Here is a 19,101-nt window from a genome sequence, read left to right as displayed (position 1 = left end):
GGGTCAGAACAGCGCCAGCTGACGCTTTACCGGTGCAAACGACCGGCGATGCTCGGCCAGCGGCCCGAGGCGTTCGAGCGCGGCCAGATGCTCAGGCGTCGGGTAGCCCTTGTGGCGGGCGAAGCCGTAGTCGGGATAGCGCTCGTCGAGGGCCAGCATGGCCGCGTCACGGGCCACCTTGGCCAGGATGGAGGCGGCGGCGATGGCCGGATGGCGGGCATCTCCCTTGACCACTGCCTGGCCCGGAACATGATGCCCGGGCAGCCGATTGCCGTCCACCAGCAGGTACTCAGGAGCCGGCGCCAGACCATCGATGGCCCGGCGCATCGCCAGATGGGTGGCGTGATAGATATTGAGCCGGTCGATTTCTTCGGGGCTCGCCTCGGCCACATGGTAGGCCAGCGCATGCTCGCGTATCTGGCCGTCGAGCGCCTCGCGACGCTTGGCACTCAGCGCCTTGGAGTCATTGAGTCCGCTGATCGGCACCGAGGGATCGAGGATCACCGCCGCCGCCACCACCGAGCCCACCAGCGGCCCTCGACCGACCTCGTCGACACCGGCCAGCAAGCTGCCATCATAGTTCACCACCAGCGGCGGCAAGGCAGGCTTGTTGCTGCGCCTGGACTTCGCTTCAGCGGCCACCGCTTGCCTCCTGACGGACATCATCTGACGTTTCATCAGCCGTGGCCTCGGCCACCTCCTCGGCCAGCCGAGGCGATACGCTATCCGGCAACGGCTGCCCCGCGACCAGCGCTTCGATGGCCTCCGCCGCACGCCGGCTGGCGTCACGCTGCAGCCCCTCGTGCATGGCGGCAAAGCGAGCCTCGAGCGCAGTCCGCGCCGCTTCATCGTCGAGCAACTTGCCCAGGCGGGTGGCAATGGCCTCGCTGCTGGCGTCGTCCTGGATCAACTCCGGCACCAGCGATTCGCGGGCGATCAGATTGGGCAGCGAGATCCACTCGGTCTTGACCATCAGCCGAGCGATGCGATGGGTCATCGGCGCCATGCGGTAGCCCACCAGCATGGGGCGATGACACAGCATCGCCTCCAGCGCCGCGGTGCCGGAAGCCAGCAGCACCAGGTCGCTTGCCACCATGGCCTCACGGGCCTGGCCATCGAGCAGACTGACGCAGGCTGCAAGCGCCGGCCGCGCGGCCAGCAGCGCCTCGAGCTCCTGCCTGCGCTCGGGCGTGGCCGCGGGGATCACCACCGCAAGCCCCGGCCTTGCCTTGACCAGGCGCTCGGCAGCCTCCAGGAAGGTCTCCCCCATGAAGCGGATCTCGTTGCGCCGGGAGCCGGGCAGCAACGCCAGCACCCGGGCGTCGGCGGCAATCCCCAGCGCCTCGCGCGTGGCCCGGCGGTCGTTGACCAGCGGCAGTTCGTCGGCCAACGGATGGCCGACGAAGGCCACCGGCACCCGGTGCTTGACGTAGAAGGCCGCCTCGAACGGCAGAAAGGTCAGCATGGCGTCGACCGAGCGGGCGATGCCCTTGACCCGCCCCTGACGCCAGGCCCATACAGACGGGCTGACGTAGTGGGCGGTGGTGACACCTGATTCGCGCAACTGGCGCTCGAGACCAAGGTTGAAGTCCGGGGCGTCGATCCCGACCATGATGTCGGGTTCCCAGTCCAGCGCATCCCGGCGTAGGGTACGGCGCACGCGGATCAGCTCTGGCAGGTGCTTGATCACCTCCACCAGCCCCATCACCGACAGGGTCTCCAGCGGATACAACGACTCGAGCCCCTCGGCGATCATGCGCGGGCCACCCAGTCCTCGGAATGCCACCTCGGGATGACGCGCCTTGAGCGCGCGCATCAGGCTAGCTCCGAGAATATCGCCGGACAGTTCACCGGCCACCAGATAGACGCGACGGATTGAGCCTGTCTCGCTGGCGACATCGCGTGCAGCGTGGGTCATGACGGATACCTGACTGGCTGAACAAGTCTGACGATGGAAGGGTGCCCAAGCCGACGACGGCCATCAAGATGACCGACGACGCTGGGGCTGACGCCCGCCGCTGCGGGCGCCGACCGCCGGGCCGACGACTGCCTAGCGGATGATGCCCCGCGAGGACGCCTCGATCGAGGCCACGAAGGCTTCGGTCTCGGCCAGCGAGAAGCGCTGGCGGATCTCGCCGATGGCCTGTTCCACGGTAAGCCCCTGACGGTACACCAGCTTGTAGGACTCGCTGAGGGCGCGGATGGCTTCCGTCGCAAAGCCGCGGCGCTTGAGCCCGACCACGTTGAGTCCGTGGGCCTGGGCCGGATTGCCGTTGATCATCACGAAGTCCGGGGTGTCCTTGGTGATGATCGAGCCACCGCCTGCCATGGCGTGGGAGCCGAAACGACAGAACTGATGAATGGCGGATAGCCCGCCAATGATCGCGAAGTCGCCCAGGTGCACGTGGCCCGCCAGGGTGACCTGATTGGCCAGGATGCAGTCGTCGCCAATCACGCAGTCATGGCCGACGTGGACGTAGGCCATGAACAGGTTGCGCGAGCCGATGGTGGTCTCGCTGCGATCCTGAACGGTGCCCCGGTGCAGGGTGACGCCCTCGCGCACGACGTTGTCGTCACCCATCACCAGGCGGGTCGGCTCGCCCTGATACTTCTTGTCCTGGCAGGCCTCCCCCACCGAGGCAAACTGGAAGATGCGGGTACGCTCGCCCAGCACGGTGGGGCCCTGCACCACGACGTGGGGGCCGATGACCGACCCGGCGCCAATCTCGACGTCTGGGCCGATCACACTGAAGGGCCCCACCTCGACATCGTCGGCCAGGCGGGCGCCGGGGTCTACGATGGCGGTCGGATGTATCAAGCGATCTTCCTCTCGGCACAGATGATGTCGGCCTCACAGGCCAGCTCGCCTTCCACGGTGGCACGGCACTTGAACTTCCAGATACCCCGCTTGGCCCGCTCGACCTCAGCGCGCAGCTCAAGCTTGTCGCCCGGCATCACCGGGCGCTTGAAGCGCACGTTGTCGCTGCCGACCAGGTAGTACACATAGCCATCGGCGGGTAGCTTGTTGACGGTCTTGAAGCCCAGGATACCGCAGGCCTGGGCCAGCGCTTCCACCACCAGCACGCCGGGCATGATCGGGTGGTGGGGGAAGTGACCATTGAAGAACGGCTCGTTGATGCTGACGTTCTTGTAGGCAACGATGGTTTCGCCAAGGGTCAGTTCCGTGACCCGATCCACCAGCAGAAAAGGATAGCGGTGGGGCAGATATTCGCGAATCTCGTTGATGTCCATAACCATCGTAGCGACCTCTGAAATGACAAGAGCCCTTCTCCCTGGAAGGACATGACCGGCGGGGGCCAAGGGCACCATACCGGCAATAGGCGGTGGATTATACCGACCTGTACCCGCCCCTCAAGCCTCGCCGGAGCCTCGCTTCTCCAGACGATTGACCCGCTTGGCGATACTGTCGAGCTGCTTGAAACGCACCGCATTGCGGCGCCACTGACTGTTTTCCATGGCCCCGGTGCCCGAGGAATAGACCCCGGGTTCGAGGATGGAGTTGGTCACCAGGCTCATGCCGGTGACCTGGACGCCGTCGCAGATGGTCAGGTGGCCGGACAGCCCCACTCCGCCACCCAGCATGCAGTGGCGGCCCACCCGGGTGGAACCGGCGATGCCGACACAGCCGGCCAGGGCGCTGTGGTCACCGATGTGCACGTTGTGGGCGATCTGCACCTGGCTGTCGATCTTGACGTCGTTGCCGATCACGGTGTCACCCAGCGCCCCACGGTCGATGCTCGAGCAACTGCCGACCTCGACATCATCGCCGAGCACCGCGCCACCGAGCTGGGCGATCTTGCGCCAACCGCCACCGTCGTGCGCAAAACCGAAGCCATCGCCACCGATCACGCAACCGCTGTGCAAGATGACACGCTTGCCGACGACCACGCCGTGATAGAGGGTGACGTTGGCGTGCAGGAAACCGTCCTCGCCAATCTCGCAGTCCGCCCCGACCACCGAACCGGGCCCGACCACCACACGATCCCCCAGGCGAGCACCTGACTCGATCACCGCATTGGGGCCGATCGAGACGTCGGCACCCAGACTGGCGTCCTCGGCCACCACCGCACTGGGATGGATGCCCGGCTGGTGCGCGTCGGCCTGGGGGTCAAGCATGCGCGAAAGCTCGGCGTAGCCGAGGTAGGGATTGTCCAGCACCAGCGCTGGCACCGGGCAGGCGTCGAGATGGTCGGCGTGAAGCAGCACCGCCGCCGCCCGGGTGGACGGCAGGTCCTTCAGATAGGCGCGATTGGCAAGAAAGCTCACCTGATCGGGGCCGGCGTCCTTGAGCGTCGCAAGGCCAACGATACGTTGGCTGCCGTCACCGTGCAGGCGAGCGCCCAGGCGAGAGGCGATATCGGAGAGGTTTGGCTGTGTACGTGTCGATTTCATGTATGACCGTAATGCGGTGACGACGGAATTCGGGACAGGCGCTGTCGGCGATTCCCTCAGTACGTGTTGAGCAGCCGGGTGACCTCGGCCGTCAGGTCCGGCAGATCACGACCGCTGTGCAGGACACCGTCCGGTGTCACCAGCACCTCGACCTCGTGACGCTCGATGACCTGAGCGACCGCCTGGTCGACCCTGCCTTCCAGGCGACTTATCAAACGCTGTTCGGCTTCCTGGCGAGCCTCGAGGATATCACGTCTGAGGCGATCGAAACGCTGCCCTTTTCGCTGAAATTCCTGAACCCGTGAGGGGCTCGGCTGCCCTTCGGCAGCCGCCAGGTCGTCGGCCAGGGCCTCGAGCTCAAGGCGTAGCGTTTCGGCCTCGCGCTGCCAGGGTGCGACCTGTTGCTGCAGGCTATCCATGGCACTGCGGGCGGCCTCGGTGTCGAGCACGGCGCGACGCCAGTCGAGCACCGCCACCTGGGACGCCGATGCCGACACCGGGCTGCTCAGTGCAGCGGCCAGCGCCAACCACACCAGCCAGCGGCGACGGCCGCCTGTCCTCATCAGAAGGTCTGACCCAGCGAGAACTGGAACACCTGGGTGTCGTCCTCGTCCTCGTCATTGAGCGGCTCGGCCACGCTGAAGGTCAGGGGACCCACCGGCGTCAGCCAGGAGACGCCCACGCCCACACTGTAGCGTATATCGCTGAATTCCACCCCGGAGTTGCACTTCTTGCGATCCTCGTCCTCGGACAGCACGTCGTAGCACTCGGTGAGGAAGGTGTTACCGGCATCGACGAACAGCGACGGCTGCACCGAGCGCTTGTCCTCGACGAACGGCATCGGGAAGATCAGCTCCATGCTGCCCTCGAGCAGCACGTTACCGCCGAGGGTCTCGTCATCACCGTCCTCACGTTCGGTGGTGAGCTGGCCAAGGGTGTTGTCGGTGAAACCACGCACCGAGCCGAGGCCACCGGCGAGGAAGTTCTCGTAGAACGGATAGGGGTCGCTCGAATTGATGGCATCGGCGTAGCCCAGCTGGCCACTGAACTTCAACGACCAGGTCTGCTCTTCGTTGAACGGGAAGAAGTGCTTGGCCTGGGCCCTGGCCTTGTAGTACTCGGCGTCACTGCCGGGCACCCCGAGTTCCAGCGACAGCCGCTGGTAATTACCCGCCGTCGGCATGATGCCGCGGTTGAGGTCGTTGCGGGTCCAGCTGCCGGTGGCCGACAGGGTACTGGCGTCGTCACCCTCGTCGAGCACGTAACGCTTGATCTCCGACGGGGTGTCATCGTAGGTGTCGATCTCGAGCTTCTCGATGTTGGCGCCGAAGTTCATCCGCGTCAGCTCGTTGATCGGGTAGCCGAAGTTGATCCCGGCACCGAGGGCATCGGTGGAGTAGGTGGAGATGTCGGAATCTTCGTAGTCCGTGGCCCGGTAGTAGAAGTTGTAGCCGCGGGAGATGCCGTCCAGGGTCCAGTAGGGATCGGTGAAGCCGAAGTTGACGCTGGTGTAGGTATCACTCTTCTGGGCGCCGATATTGACCCGGTTGCCGCTACCCAGGAAGTTGTTCTGGGACAGCGAGGCACCGTAGATGACGCCGGCACTCTGGGAGAAGCCGAGACTCGCCGACAGCGAGCCTGAGGGCTGTTCCTCGACGGTGTAGGTGACGTCGAGCTGGTCGCTCTCGCCGGGGACCGGCTCGGTCTGCACCTGCACCTGCTTGAAGAAGCCAAGGCGCTCGAGGCGCTGGCGCGACTGGGAGATGGCCTCGGTGGAGGCAGGCGCGCTCTCCATCTGGATCATCTCGCGGCGCAGCACTTCATCCTTGGTGGTGGTGTTGCCGACGAACTGGATACGCCGTACGTAGGCGCGACGCCCCGGCGCCACCTGGAAGCTCAGGTCCACCGTCTCGCCGTCGCTGCGCACCTCGGGGATACCATTGACCTCGGCGAAGGCAAAGCCCTCCGCACCCAGGCGTGAGCGCATGGCCTCGGAGGACGCCACCACGTCGCTGCGCGAGAAGATATCACCGGATTCGAACTGCAGCAGCTCGCGGGCCTCGGCCTCGGCCACCTTGAGATCACCAACGAAGCTGATGTCGCCGACCCGGTAGCGATTGCCTTCATTGACGTTGATGGTGATGAAGATGCGCGACTTGTCCGGGCTGATCGATACCTGGCTCGAGGTGATCTCGAAGTTCACGTAGCCGCGGTCTAGGTAGTAGGAGCGCAGCCGCTCCAGGTCGCCAGCCAGCGCCTCGCGGGAGTACTCGTCGGCGGAGAACCAGCCGAAGAACAGACCGGGATCGTCCTCGAGCTCGAACTCGTCGAGCAGGATCTCGTCGGAATAGGCTTCATTGCCGACGATGTTGATCTGGCGGATCTTGGCGACCGCACCTTCATTGATGTTGATGTCGACCCGCACCCGGCCCTGGCCCACCGGCGTCAGCTCAGTGTCGATGCGTGCGCTGTAGCGGCCCTGGGACTGGTAGAGGCCTTCCAGCTCACGCTTCATCTCGTCGATGGTCGAGAGCTGCAGCACCTGGCCTTCGCTGATGCCGGCCTGCTTGAGGCCCGCACGCAGGTCCTCGTCGGGAATCTGGGAGTTGCCTTCGATATTCAGCGCCGAGATCGTCGGGCGCTCCTCCACCTGGATGATCAGGACGTCGCCTTCACGGGCCAGCTGGATATCTTCGAACAGTCCGGTGGCAAACAGCTGGCGAGCCGCTTCGGCCAGTTCACTGTCGTCCACTCGATCGCGAGCGTTGACGGGAAAAGCATTGAAGACGGAAGCCGCAGAGACCCGTTGAAGGCCTTCCACGCGAATGTCCGACACGGTGAAAGGGGCCGCGTGCGCCACCTGGGCACAGGCGGTCAAGAGTGTCGCCAATCCGATGGTCTTGATTTTCATGCAGTCGTTTCGCTCGCGTTGAGTCAGCGTACCTGTCCAGACAGGCACCTTATACATTTCTCCGCCTTACTGACAAGTTGGCGGCGGCGTCTCGCTTGGTGACGTCCCCGGCAAAGCGCGATTCACCTGGGCGCTCGTTGTTGCGCACGCACCACGTCGATGGCGGGGGCAACTTCTACCACAAGCGCATCACATCGAAGTACAGGGCCATGATCATCAGGGTGCCCACCAGCGCCAGCCCGACCTTGAGGCCAACGGCCTGGGTGCGCTCGGACACCGGGCGCCCACGTACCGCTTCGACCAGGTAGTACAGCAGATGGCCGCCGTCGAGCACCGGAATCGGCAGCAGGTTGAGCACCCCAAGGCTGATCGACAGATAGGCCATGAAGTTGATGAAGCTCTCGAGCCCGGAACGCGCCGTGTCACCGGCGATCCGAGCGATGGTGATGGGCCCGGACAGATTGGTCGGCGAAATCAGGCCAACCACCATCTTGCGCACGGCGTCGAACGTCAGAAGCGTCATCTCGGCGGTACGTGAGGCCGCCTGCCCCACTGCGTCCAGGGGGCCGTAGCGGATTTCCCGCTGGTACTGCTGGGGCCAGTCTACCGGGGCAACGCCGGCACCGATATAGCCGATCTCGCTTCCATCATCCAGCCGGTTGATCCGCGGCGTCAGACTCAGCGCCTTCGACTCGCCGTTGCGCTCGACCTCCAGCGACAGTGTCTGGCCGGGTCGCGCTCTGACCCGCTCGACCAGATCAGGCCAGTCAGTCACCGCGCGATCGTCGATACTCAGCACACGATCACCGGCTTGCAACCCTGCCTCGGCCGCGGGCTCCCCTTCCATCACCTGGCCGATGACGGCAGGCATGTCGGGACGCCAGGGGGCGATACCGAGCGTTGCCAGCGGCGCGGGCGGGTCCTGCCCCACTAGCCAGTTCTCGACCGGCGCGCGATAGCTGCGGGAGGCACTCGAGCCCTCCTCGCGGGCCTCGATCTCCAGGCTGCCACTGGCGCCGATGGCCGCCACCAGCTTGAGATTGACCTCGTCCCAGGAGCGCACCGTCTCGCCACCGATGGCGGTCAGCTCCATCCCCGACTCTAGGCCCGCTTCGGCCGCCGGCGTCTGCGGGGTGACGTCACCCACCACCGGCACCACCGTGGTAGTCCCGGCGACGAACAGCGCCCAGTAGGCCACCAGTGCCAGCAGGAAGTTGGCCAGCGGGCCCGCCGCAACGATGGCCATGCGGGCCCACACCGACTTGCGATTGAACGCCTGATCGAGCTGGTCCTCGGGCACCTCGCCTTCGCGCTCGTCGAGCATCTTGACGTAGCCGCCCAGCGGAATCGCGGCGATGGCAAATTCGGTGCCATGGCGATCGAAACGCGACCACAGCGGGCTACCGAAACCCACCGAGAAACGCAGCACCTTGACCCCGCAACGCCGCGCCACCCAGAAGTGACCAAACTCATGGAAGGTGACCAGCAGGCCGAGTACGACGATCACGGCCAGAATATTTTGAATCAGGCCCACGCAAGCCTCCTTGGCTGTATCAAGACGGCCGCCGTCGCCGCCGCTTCCCAGGCTCCGGCAGCGCCCAAGGCAAAAGGTTCAACCGGGTGCGCGATCATCACAACGCCTCCAGCCAGGCACGGGCACGCGCGCGGGCGTCATGGTCGGCGGCGAGTACCGCCTCCAGATCATCGGCGCCACCACCGGGGGCACCTGCGCGCACCGCCTCGACCAGCCGGGGGATCTCGGTGAACCCAAGCCGCCCGTCGAGAAAGGCCTCGACCGCCACCTCATTGGCAGCATTAAGCACCGCCGGCTGCAGCCCACCCTCGTCCATCGCCTCACGGGCCAACCGCAGGCACGGAAAGGCGGCCTCGTCGGCGGGTTCGAAGTCGAGCCTGGCCACCTGAAACAGGTCCAGCGCCTCGACCCCTGCCTCGATCCGCTCGGGCCAGGCCAGACCGTAGGCGATGGGGGTGCGCATATCGGGATTGCCGAGCTGCGCCAGCACCGAGCCATCGCTGTAGGCGGCCATGGAATGGATCACGCTCTGGGGATGCACCACCACCTGGATCTGCTCGGGGCGGGCGTCGAACAGCCAGCAGGCCTCGATCAATTCCAGCCCCTTGTTCATCAGGGTGGCGCTGTCCACCGAGATCTTGCGCCCCATGGACCAGTTGGGGTGGGCGCAGGCCTCATCCGGGGTCACCCGGGCCAGCCGCTCGGCATCAAAGCCACGAAACGGCCCGCCAGAGGCGGTCAGCAGCAGCTGAGTCACGCCGTGGCGCCCGAGTCCCCCACGATGCTGGCCAGGCAGACACTGGAAGATCGCATTGTGCTCGGAGTCGATGGGCAGCAGCGACGCACCACTTTGCTCCACCGCTTTCATGAACAGGGCCCCGGACATCACCAGGGCCTCCTTGTTGGCCAGCAGCACGCGCTTGCCGGCCCGCACCGCCGCCAGCGTCGGCAACAGGCCCGCCGCGCCGACGATGGCCGCCATCACCACCTCGGCCTCAGGGGCGCTTGCCACCTCGGCCAGAGCCGCTTCGCCGTGGCGCACCTCGGTGGCGAGCCCGGCCTCTTTCAGTTGCGTGGCCAGCCAGTCGGCGTCGGTCGGCGTGCCGAGCACCGCCACGTCGGGACGATGGGTCAGGCACTGACGATAGAGGGCCTCGCGGGAGCGATGGGCGGTGAGAGCGTGGACCCGATAGCGGTCGGGGTGGCGGGCGATGACGTCCAGGGTACTGGTTCCGATGGAGCCGGTAGCACCGAGCACCGAGACGCCCTTGATGGTGGTCGAGGAGATTTGGGACGAGGCAGAAACTGCAGATGCCGTCATGCTTGCACCAGCCAGGTAAAGAACAGGGCGAACACCGGGACCGCCGCGGTAAGACTGTCGATGCGATCGAGCACCCCGCCGTGCCCCGGCAGCAGCGCGCTGGAGTCCTTGAGGCCGCGATGGCGCTTGAGCATACTCTCGAGCAGATCGCCGAGCACCGACACTAGGGTCACGCCGAGGGTCAACGCCACCAGCGCCAGACCGGCGGACAGCGATAGCTGCTGCCACAGCGCGAACACCAGCGCCAGCGCAGCGGTGACCGCCATGCCGCCATAGACGCCTTCCCAGGACTTGCCGGGGCTGACATTGGGTGCCAGCTTGCGCCGCCCCAGGGCACGCCCAACAAAGTAGGCGCCGATGTCGGCACCCCACACCAGCAGCAGCACGAACAGAAGCCAGGCGCTGCCGCTCTCGCGCAGCAGATTGAAGCCGACCCAGGTCGGCAGCAGCACCCAGGCCCCCATGGCCAGGCGCATCGCCCGCGAGGACCACTGATGGCTGCGCCCAGGATGACCGAGCACCCACCACAGATTCAGCGCCCAGCCCAGCGCGCCGATGACCAGCGGCCACAGCGCCAGGTGCTGGCCGAACTGCCACAGCAGCGCCATGCCAAGGGCCAGCACCAGCGGTGGCAGCAGGCGCGAGGCCCCGCGCTCGAGCCCCGCCAGATTGGCCCACTCCCAGCCCGCCAGCACCACGATGGCGGCGGTAAACAGGGCGAAGGGGCCGCCCTCCAGGCCGAACAGCCCGGCCAGCGCCAGCGGCGCCAGCCAGGCTGCGGTGATGATCCGCTGTCTAAGCACCCTGGGCCTCGAGCTGTTCGTCGGTCATGCCGAAGCGGCGCTTGCGCCGGCAGAAATCCTCCAGGGCGTCATCGAAGGCCTCGCCATCGAAGTCCGGCCACAGGACGGGCGTGAAGTACAGCTCGGCGTAGGCCAGCTGCCACAACAGGAAGTTCGAGATGCGCCGCTCACCGCTGGTGCGAATGCACAGATCCACCGGCGCGGCGTCACTCAGACTGACCTGATCGGCCAGCGCCTGCTCGTCGATGGCGCCGGGGTCGAGCTCGCCGGCGGCCACTCGCTCGGCCAGCCGCCGCGCAGCCCGGGCGATGTCCCACTGACCACCGTAGTTGGCGGCGATCACCAAACGCAGCCCCTGGTTGTCGCAGGTCAGTCGCTCGGCCTCTTCGATACGCTTCTGGATGGCCGAGGAAAACCCCGAGGTATCGCCGATCACCGACAGCCGGATGTCATGCTCGTGCAGCTTCTTGACCTCACGCTTGAGCGCCATCAGGAACAGTTCCATCAAGGCGTTGACCTCGGCCGCCGGGCGCTTCCAGTTCTCGCTGGAGAAGGCGAACAGCGTCAGCGTCTCGATGCGGCGCTCCGCCGCCCGACGAATGACGGCCCTGACCGCCTCCACGCCGGCGTGGTGTCCACGCACTCCTGACAGGCCGCGCGCCTTGGCCCAGCGATTGTTGCCGTCCATGATCACCGCCACATGGCGAGGCAGGCTCGCGGTCGGCGGTAACGGGCGGAGTTCGGGAGACGGCGTTGACTTCATGGTGTCTCGCATGACGGTTGAATCAGGCCCCGAGGCATCCCTGACCCGGGGAGTCCAGACAGTATGACCGATGGCGGGGTCGCCAGGGATCGCTGAACGACGTAGTACCCAGCGGCCGACCGGCCACGCCAGGCGTGACCGCTCGGTATCGCGCCCCCTCCCGGCCGCACTGGCAGGCCGGTACGGGTATCGCCAGGGCGCCTCAGACCTGCATCAGGTCCTCTTCCTTGGCGGTCAGGGTCTTGTCGATCTCGGCGACAAAGCGATCGGTGATCTTCTGGATCTCGTCCTCGCCCTGACGCTCCTCGTCCTCGGAGATATCCTTGTCCTTGAGCAGCGCCTTGAGGTCGTTGTTGGCGTCACGGCGCACGTTGCGAATCGCCACCCGGGCGTTCTCGGCCTCCTGACGCGCCTGCTTGATGTAGCCCTTGCGGGTCTCCTCGGTCAGCATCGGCATCGGCACGCGGATCACGTTGCCGGCAGACGCCGGGTTGAGGCCCAGGTCGGAGGTCATGATGGCCTTCTCGACCTTCGGCACCATGCTCTGCTCCCAGGGCACCACGGCCAGGGTGCGGGCGTCCTCGACGTTGACCGAGGCCACCTGGTTGAGCGGCATCATGGAACCGTAGTATTCGACCTGCACCGCGTCCAGAATGCTGGGATGAGCACGACCGGTACGAATCTTGTTCAGGTTGTGATGCAGCGACTCGACGGTCTTCTGCATTCTTGCTTCTGCGTCTTTCTTGATCTCGTTGATCACGATGTCACCCTCTGTGAATCAGCGTGCCTTCCTTGCCGCCCACCACCAGGTTGAGCAGGGCGCCAGGCTTGTTCATGTTGAAGACCCGGACCGGCATGTCATGGTCCCGCACCAGGCAAATCGCGGTCAAATCCATCACCCCGAGCTTCTGATCGAGGGCGTCATCATAGGACAGTTCGTCGTACTTCACGGCATCGTCGAACTTGACCGGATCCTTGTTGTAGACGCCGTCCACCTTGGTGGCCTTGACCACCACATCGGCGTCGATCTCGATACCGCGCAGACAGGCGGCGGAATCGGTGGTGAAGAAGGGATTGCCGGTACCGGCGGAGAACAGTACCACGTCACCGGAGGTCAGGTAGCGAATCGCCGTGCGCCGATCGTAGTGCTCCACCACGCCGCTCATGGGAATGGCCGACATCACTCGAGAACGGATGTTCGAGCGCTCCAGCGCATCACGCATGGCCAGGGCGTTCATCACCGTGGCCAGCATCCCCATGTGGTCACCGGTCACGCGCTCCATGCCGGCCTCGTGCAGGGCGGCACCGCGGAACAGGTTGCCGCCACCGACCACGATACCGACCTGGACACCGATACCGACCAGTTGCCCGATCTCCAGCGCCATGCGGTCCAGTACCTTGGGGTCGATGCCAAAGTCGGCATCCCCGGTCAACGCCTCACCCGAGAGCTTCAGCAGGATGCGCTTGTACTTCGACACCGCGGCACGGGGCTTCTCGGACTTGGACAGGGGGGAAGAATCGACGCTGCTCATGGCATTTCTCCGCTTTGGGCTTGACTGGGTCGGGTGGCGGTCGGTCAGGCCGCGAGACACCCACCGCTGACGCATACACGAAGGCGTGCGCTTTCGCGCACGCCATCATTACACTGTGCAGGCACAGTTTGGAACCTTGGACCTTAGCTACGCTTGGCCTGTTCCATGACTTCCTTGGCGAAGTCGACCTCTTCCTTCTCGATGCCCTCGCCCACTTCAAAGCGAGTGAAGCCGACCACTTCACCACCGGCAGCCTTGACGAACTCGGCCACGCTCTGGTTCGGGTCCTTGACGAAGGGCTGCTCGGTCAGGCTGTTCTCGGCCAGGTACTTCTTCAGACGGCCCTGGACCATCTTCTCGGCGATCTGCTCAGGCTTGCCGGCCATGTCCGGCTGAGCCAGGATGATGGCCTTTTCCTCGTCGAGGGCAGACTGGGGCATGTCCTCGGGACGGGCCACGGTCGGGTTGATCGCGGCAACGTGCATGGACACGTCCTTGGCGGCTTCCTGGGTGCCGCCCTTGAGCTCGGTCAGCACGCCGATGCGGCCACCGTGCACATAGGCACCCACCAGGTTGCCTTCAGCGGCGTCGACGACGACGGCACGGCGCACGCCGATGTTCTCGCCGATCTTCTGCACCAGCTGCTCGCGGGCGGTTTCCAGCTCGCCTTCGGTCACCGCGGCCACGTCGTCGCTCTTGGCGGCGAAGAAGGCGTCGGCGATCTTGTCGGCGAAGGCCTTGAAGTTGTCGTCACGGGCAACGAAGTCGGTCTCGGAGTTGATCTCGACCATCACACCGTAGCCACCGTCTTCGGCCACACGAGTGACGACGACACCTTCAGCGGCGGTACGACCGGCCTTCTTGGCGGCCTTGAGACCGGAGTTCTTGCGCAGATCCTCGATGGCCTGCTCGATGTCACCGCCGGCTTCGGTGAGTGCCTTCTTGCACTCCATCATGCCGAGCCCGGTACGCTCGCGCAGTTCCTTGACCTGGGAGGCGCTGATAGCTGCCATGGTATTCACCTCTAAATGGTTCGACCTGGGTGTCGGAGAGACCCTCGGTATTACCGCGGGCCTGAAGTAGAGAAAAGGGGGCCACGGCCCCCTTTGCGCCTGTCCGGCGTGGATCGCTTGCGCGATCGGCTGGCCCAGGCGGGCCGAAGCTTACTCGGCAGCGGCAGCGGCGGCGTCGCCTTCGCTGTCGGTCACTTCGACGAACTCATCGGGGCGACCTTCCTTCGCACGGCCACAGGCATCGGCGATGGCCTTGACGTAGATCTGGATGGCGCGGATGGAGTCATCGTTGCCCGGGATCACGTAGTCGACGCCGTCCGGATCGGAGTTGGTGTCGACCACACCGATGACCGGGATGCCCAGCTTGTTCGCCTCGTTGATGGCGATGCGCTCGTGGTCGACGTCGATCACGAACAGTGCGTCCGGCAGGCCGCCCATGTCCTTGATACCGCCGATGGAACGCTCGAGCTTGTCCTGCTCGCGGGTGGCCATCAGGACTTCTTTCTTGGTCAGCTTCTCGAAGGTGCCATCTTCGTGCATGGTTTCGAGTTCGCGCAGACGCTTGATGGACTGACGAATGGTCTTGTAGTTCGTCAGCATGCCGCCGAGCCAGCGGTGGTTGACGAACGGCTGACTCACACGGTTCGCTTCTTCCTTGATGATCTTGCTCGCGCTACGCTTGGTACCGACGAACAGGATCTTGTTGTTGGAAGCGGCCATCTTCTCGACCACATCGATCGCCTCGTTGAGCGCCGGAAGGGTATGCTCGAGGTTGATGATGTGAATCTTGTTACGAGCGCCGAAGATGAACTTGCCCATCTTCGGGTTCCAGTAACGGGTCTGGTGACCGAAGTGTGCGCCTGCCTTGAGCAGGTCACGCATATTGACGTGTGCCATGGATGACTCCTGAAAAATCGGGTTAGGCCTCCACGCACCCCATGGATCCGACCAGAGGTTTCCCTCAGGCACCCGGGACCATGTGTCGGTGCGTGTGTGTTTTCAAGGCGCGAGGCTCCGTCATGGAGACCTCTTCTACTGTTTGTCGCTCGCCAGCGGGCTATCCCGTTGCAGGCGATCGCAAGACCAGGGTCTCGACGAAAACACCAGCAAGGAACGGCGATTGCAGGAAAGCGCGCAGCTTTATACCATGGATGACCTTCGAATTGAAGTCGCCCAACGTCTCGCGCACCTCGACGCGTCCCTCCCCGGAGTCGCCGCGGTCATCGTCGCCGCGAGCCAGCGACTCGGCTCAGCCGCCTGCGCCGGGGCGACACCACCCAGACCGAGATTCCATGAACGTACCCATCAAGACGCCCGAAGAAATCGAGAAGATGCGCGAAGCTGGCCGCCAGGCCGCCAGTGTGCTGGAGATGATCGCCCCCCACGTGGAAGCCGGCGTCAGCACAGGCCACCTGGACAAGCTGTGCCACGACTACATCGTCAACGAGCTCGGCTCCACCCCGGCGCCGCTCAACTATCACGGCTTTCCCAAGTCGATCTGCACCTCGATCAACCACGTGGTCTGCCACGGCATCCCCGACGACAGCAAGAAGCTGAAGAAGGGTGACATCATGAACATGGACATCACCGTAAGGACCGCCGACGGCTACCACGGTGACTCCAGCGTGATGTTCATCATCGGCGAGACCATCCAGGGCGAGCGGCTGTGCCGGGTCACCCAGGAGTGCCTCTACCGCAGCATGGCGCTGGTACGCCCTGGCGCCCGACTGTCGGAGCTGGCCCGGGCCATCGAGAGCCACGCCAAGGCCAACGGCTATTCGGTGGTGCGTGACTTCTGCGGCCATGGCATCGGCGCCGGCTTCCACGAGGACCCCCAGGTACTGCACTATGACGGCTACGCCCCCGAGGCGGATATCGAACTGGCCGCCGGCATGTGCTTCACCATCGAACCGATGATCAACGTCGGCGACCATCGCACCAAGGTACTGCGCGATGGCTGGACCGCCGTGACCAAGGACAAGGGGCTGACCGCCCAGTGGGAGCACACCCTGCTGGTGACCGAGACGGGGGTCGAGGTGCTGACCGCCCGTTCCGACGAAGACCTGTCCTTCCTCGAGCGCTGAGAGCCCATGCTGCTGCACCACTATCGCTTCGCACCGGAATTCGAGCTGTTCGACTTCGACGACTTCGCTCGCCAGCTCGAGGGCCAGCGCTCCCCCATCGCGCCCTTCAAGGGCGCGCTCAAGGAGATCCAGTCGCGGCTGGACGAGCGCTTCCTCGGCGGCGCCGACATCCGCGACCTGGTGCGAGGACGGGCCTGGTGTCTGGACCAGCTGCTGGCGCTGGCCTGGGCACGCCAGCCAGGCCTGGACGATGGTGTAGCGCTACTGGCGGTGGGTGGCTACGGCCGCGGTGAGCTGCACCCTCATTCGGACATCGACCTGATGTTCCTGCTCGAGGACGACGATGACACGCCCTACCGCGAGCCGCTGACCGCCTTCATCACCTTCCTGTGGGACATCGGTCTCGAGATCGGCCACAGCGTGCGCTCGCTCAACGACTGCGAGCGCGAGGCGAAGGCCGACGTCACCGTCATCACCAATCTGCTCGAGTCACGCACCCTGGCCGGCCGCGAGGCCCTGCGCCAGGCCATGCGCGAGCGCCTGTCCGGCGAGCGCATGTGGCCGGCAGACCGCTTCTTCGAGGCCAAGTGGCAGGAGCAGATCACCCGCCACTACCGCTTCAACAACTCCGAGTATCACCTCGAGCCGAACATCAAGAGCTCCCCCGGGGGGCTTCGCGATATCCAGATGATCGGCTGGGTGGCCAAGCGCCACTTCGATACCGAGTCCTACGAGGACGTGGTCGCCAAGGGCTTCATGAACGATGCCGAGCACCGCATCCTGAGCCAGGGGCAGGCCTTCCTGTGGCAGGTCCGCTACGCCCTGCACATGCTCACCGGGCGCGCCGAGGATCGGCTGCTGTTCGACCACCAGAACACCATCGCCGAGCTGTTCGGCTACCGCGACAGTCCCGAGCGCCTAGCGGTGGAACAGTTCATGAAGCGCTACTACCGCCATGTCACCGCCCTGGCCGGGCTCAACGACATGCTGCTGCAGCACTTCGACGAACAGATCCTGAGGCCCGATACCCCGATCAACGTGACCCCGCTGAACGAGCGTTTCGAGATCGCCGGCGGCTACATCCAGGTGCGCTCGCGGACCCTGTTCCGCGACCAGCCGGCGGCGCTGCTCGAGCTGTTCTACCTGATGGCCGAGCACCCCGAGATCGAAGGCGTACGCGCCGACACCATCCGCCTGATCCGCGACCATCGCCACCTGATGGACGACCGCTACCGCAACGACCCGCGTCACCAGGCGCTGTTCATGGCGCTGTTGCGCTCCGGTGGCAATGTCGCCCGCCAGCTGCGCCGGATGAATCGCTACGGGGTGCTGGGCAAGTATCTGCCGGCCTTCGGCCAGGCGGTCGGCCTGATGCAGCACGATCTGTTCCATATCTACACCGTGGACGCCCACACCCTGCGCCTGCTGAAGTGCCTGCACGGCTTCCGCAAGCCCGAGGCGAAGAAGGAGTTCCCGGTGGCGGCGACCCTGATTCACCAGGCGCCGAAGATGGAGATCCTGTGGATCGCCGGGCTGTTCCACGACATCGGCAAGGGCCGCGGCGGCGATCATTCGCTGATCGGCGCCCGCGAGGTCGAGGACTTCGCCGAACGCCACGGGCTCAGCCAGCGTGATACCCGGCTGGTCAGCTGGCTGGTGGAAAACCACCTGCTGATGTCGATGATCGCCCAGAAGCGCGACATCACCGACCCCGAGGTGATTCGCGACTTCGCCGCCAGCGTCGGCGACGAGACCCGCCTGGACTATCTGTACATCCTCACCGTGGCCGACATCACCGCGACCAATCCCACCCTGTGGAATGGCTGGCGCGCCTCGCTGATGCGCCAGCTCCACGCCGAGACCCGGCGGGCACTGCGGCGTGGCCTCGAGAACCCGCTGGAGCGCGCCGACTGGGTCCGCGAGACCCGTGAGGAGGCGCACTCGCTGCTGGCCACGATCGGCGCCGACATGGCGCGGGTCGACGCCCTGTGGGAGTCGCTCGGCGAGGACTTCTTTCTGCAGTACGCCTCCAGCGAGGTGGTGTGGCAGACCCAGGGCATGCTGGCCCACGCCGGCAGCGAGCTGCCGCTGATCCTGATCAACGCGCCCACCGACGACATGGCCGAGGGCGGGACCAAGGTATTTATCCATACCCGTTCGGTGGATGACCTGTTCGCCGCCACCGCCGCCGCCATGGAGCAGCTCGGGCTGTCGATCCACGACGCGCGCATCGCCACCTCGCTCAATGACTGGACGCTGAACACCTTTATCGTGCTCGATGACCACGACAAGCCGATCCGCGACGCCAGCCGCCTCGAGGAGATTCGCCGCCACCTGGTCGAAGAGCTCGACGACCCGGACGACTACCCGACCATCGTCACCCGCCACACCCCGCGCCAGCTCAAGCACTTCAAGGTGGCCACCCAGGTGGCCATCGAACAGGACCCGGGTGGCGAGCGCACCCTGCTGGAGCTGACCGCACCGGACCGGCCCGGCCTGCTGGCTCGGGTCGGCAGTATCTTCATGGAGCAGGGCATCACCCTGTCGGCGGCGAAGATCGCGACCCTCGGCGAGCGCGTCGAGGACGTCTTCTACGTCACCGACCGCGAAGGCCGACCGATCACCGACCCCGAGCGCCAGCAGCAGTTGCGCGAACGGCTGATCGACGTCCTCAGTGTCTAGCGGCCCCGCCGAGCTGACCTGAATCACACAGCAGGCAAGGCGCGT

At 65.4% G+C, this 19,101-nt stretch carries 17 protein-coding genes; 2 read left to right on the top strand and 15 right to left on the bottom strand.

Features of this window, described 5'->3' with window-relative positions:
- Positions 1-3 precede the first annotated feature (3 nt).
- From rnhB to rpsB, 15 genes are all read right to left on the bottom strand, one after another.
- A complete protein-coding gene (gene rnhB, locus RBB39_RS13430) occupies positions 4-642 on the bottom strand; it encodes a ribonuclease HII (protein WP_231498598.1) in 639 nt (212 codons plus the stop codon).
- Complete coding sequence (gene lpxB / locus RBB39_RS13425; RefSeq protein ID WP_306169146.1) at positions 632-1,918, bottom strand: lipid-A-disaccharide synthase; 1,287 nt, start codon at positions 1,916-1,918, stop codon at positions 632-634. The genes rnhB and lpxB overlap by 11 nt, the downstream gene beginning before the upstream one ends.
- A 132-nt stretch (positions 1,919-2,050) precedes the next feature.
- Positions 2,051-2,818, bottom strand: a complete 768-nt coding sequence (gene lpxA, locus RBB39_RS13420; protein WP_045991176.1) for an acyl-ACP--UDP-N-acetylglucosamine O-acyltransferase — start codon at positions 2,816-2,818, stop codon at positions 2,051-2,053.
- Positions 2,815-3,258, bottom strand: a complete 444-nt coding sequence (fabZ, locus tag RBB39_RS13415) for a 3-hydroxyacyl-ACP dehydratase FabZ (protein ID WP_045991177.1) — start codon at positions 3,256-3,258, stop codon at positions 2,815-2,817. Before fabZ ends, lpxA begins: the two co-directional genes overlap by 4 nt.
- Positions 3,259-3,372: 114 nt before the next feature.
- Positions 3,373-4,413, bottom strand: a complete 1,041-nt coding sequence (lpxD, locus tag RBB39_RS13410) for a UDP-3-O-(3-hydroxymyristoyl)glucosamine N-acyltransferase (protein WP_045991178.1) — start codon at positions 4,411-4,413, stop codon at positions 3,373-3,375.
- Positions 4,414-4,469: 56 nt separating this feature from the next.
- Positions 4,470-4,976 (bottom strand): OmpH family outer membrane protein, encoded by a 507-nt coding sequence (locus RBB39_RS13405; protein WP_306169145.1) that lies wholly within the window; start codon positions 4,974-4,976, stop codon positions 4,470-4,472.
- Complete coding sequence (bamA, locus tag RBB39_RS13400; RefSeq protein WP_181248592.1) at positions 4,976-7,324, bottom strand: outer membrane protein assembly factor BamA; 2,349 nt, start codon at positions 7,322-7,324, stop codon at positions 4,976-4,978. Before bamA ends, RBB39_RS13405 begins: the two co-directional genes overlap by 1 nt.
- Positions 7,325-7,499: 175 nt before the next feature.
- On the bottom strand, positions 7,500-8,858 hold the full coding sequence (gene rseP, locus RBB39_RS13395) for an RIP metalloprotease RseP (RefSeq protein ID WP_306169144.1): 1,359 nt from the start codon (positions 8,856-8,858) through the stop codon (positions 7,500-7,502).
- Positions 8,859-8,955: 97 nt separating this feature from the next.
- Complete coding sequence (ispC, locus tag RBB39_RS13390; RefSeq protein WP_306169143.1) at positions 8,956-10,179, bottom strand: 1-deoxy-D-xylulose-5-phosphate reductoisomerase; 1,224 nt, start codon at positions 10,177-10,179, stop codon at positions 8,956-8,958.
- Positions 10,176-10,982 (bottom strand): phosphatidate cytidylyltransferase, encoded by an 807-nt coding sequence (locus RBB39_RS13385; RefSeq protein WP_306169142.1) that lies wholly within the window; start codon positions 10,980-10,982, stop codon positions 10,176-10,178. The genes ispC and RBB39_RS13385 overlap by 4 nt, the downstream gene beginning before the upstream one ends.
- The gene (gene uppS, locus RBB39_RS13380; RefSeq protein ID WP_045991283.1) at positions 10,975-11,745 is read right to left on the bottom strand and encodes a polyprenyl diphosphate synthase; all 771 of its coding nucleotides are present in this window, start codon (positions 11,743-11,745) and stop codon (positions 10,975-10,977) included. Before uppS ends, RBB39_RS13385 begins: the two co-directional genes overlap by 8 nt.
- Positions 11,746-11,947: 202 nt before the next feature.
- A complete protein-coding gene (gene frr, locus RBB39_RS13375) occupies positions 11,948-12,505 on the bottom strand; it encodes a ribosome recycling factor (RefSeq protein ID WP_045991183.1) in 558 nt (185 codons plus the stop codon).
- Positions 12,506-12,509: 4 nt separating this feature from the next.
- A complete protein-coding gene (gene pyrH, locus RBB39_RS13370) occupies positions 12,510-13,277 on the bottom strand; it encodes a UMP kinase (protein WP_045991184.1) in 768 nt (255 codons plus the stop codon).
- Positions 13,278-13,420: 143 nt separating this feature from the next.
- Positions 13,421-14,290 carry a translation elongation factor Ts gene (gene tsf, locus RBB39_RS13365; RefSeq protein WP_124803480.1) on the bottom strand — a complete coding sequence of 290 codons (870 nt, stop codon included), beginning with the start codon at positions 14,288-14,290 and terminating at the stop codon, positions 13,421-13,423.
- Between the two features lie 150 nt (positions 14,291-14,440).
- Entirely contained in the window at positions 14,441-15,187 is a 747-nt protein-coding gene (gene rpsB, locus RBB39_RS13360) for a 30S ribosomal protein S2 (protein ID WP_045991186.1), read from the bottom strand.
- A gap of 395 nt (positions 15,188-15,582) precedes the next feature.
- On the opposite strand from rpsB, the gene map reads away from it, so the two are divergent.
- Entirely contained in the window at positions 15,583-16,374 is a 792-nt protein-coding gene (gene map / locus RBB39_RS13355) for a type I methionyl aminopeptidase (RefSeq protein WP_045991187.1), read from the top strand.
- Positions 16,375-16,380: 6 nt separating this feature from the next.
- Positions 16,381-19,056 (top strand): [protein-PII] uridylyltransferase, encoded by a 2,676-nt coding sequence (locus RBB39_RS13350; protein WP_045991188.1) that lies wholly within the window; start codon positions 16,381-16,383, stop codon positions 19,054-19,056.
- The last annotated feature ends 45 nt before the right edge of the window (positions 19,057-19,101 follow it).

The organism is Halomonas sp. MMSF_3323 (assembly GCF_030733595.1).
Classification (GTDB): Bacteria; Pseudomonadota; Gammaproteobacteria; order Pseudomonadales; family Halomonadaceae; genus Halomonas; species Halomonas litopenaei.
This window is presented reverse-complemented; position numbering and strand designations above follow the sequence as displayed.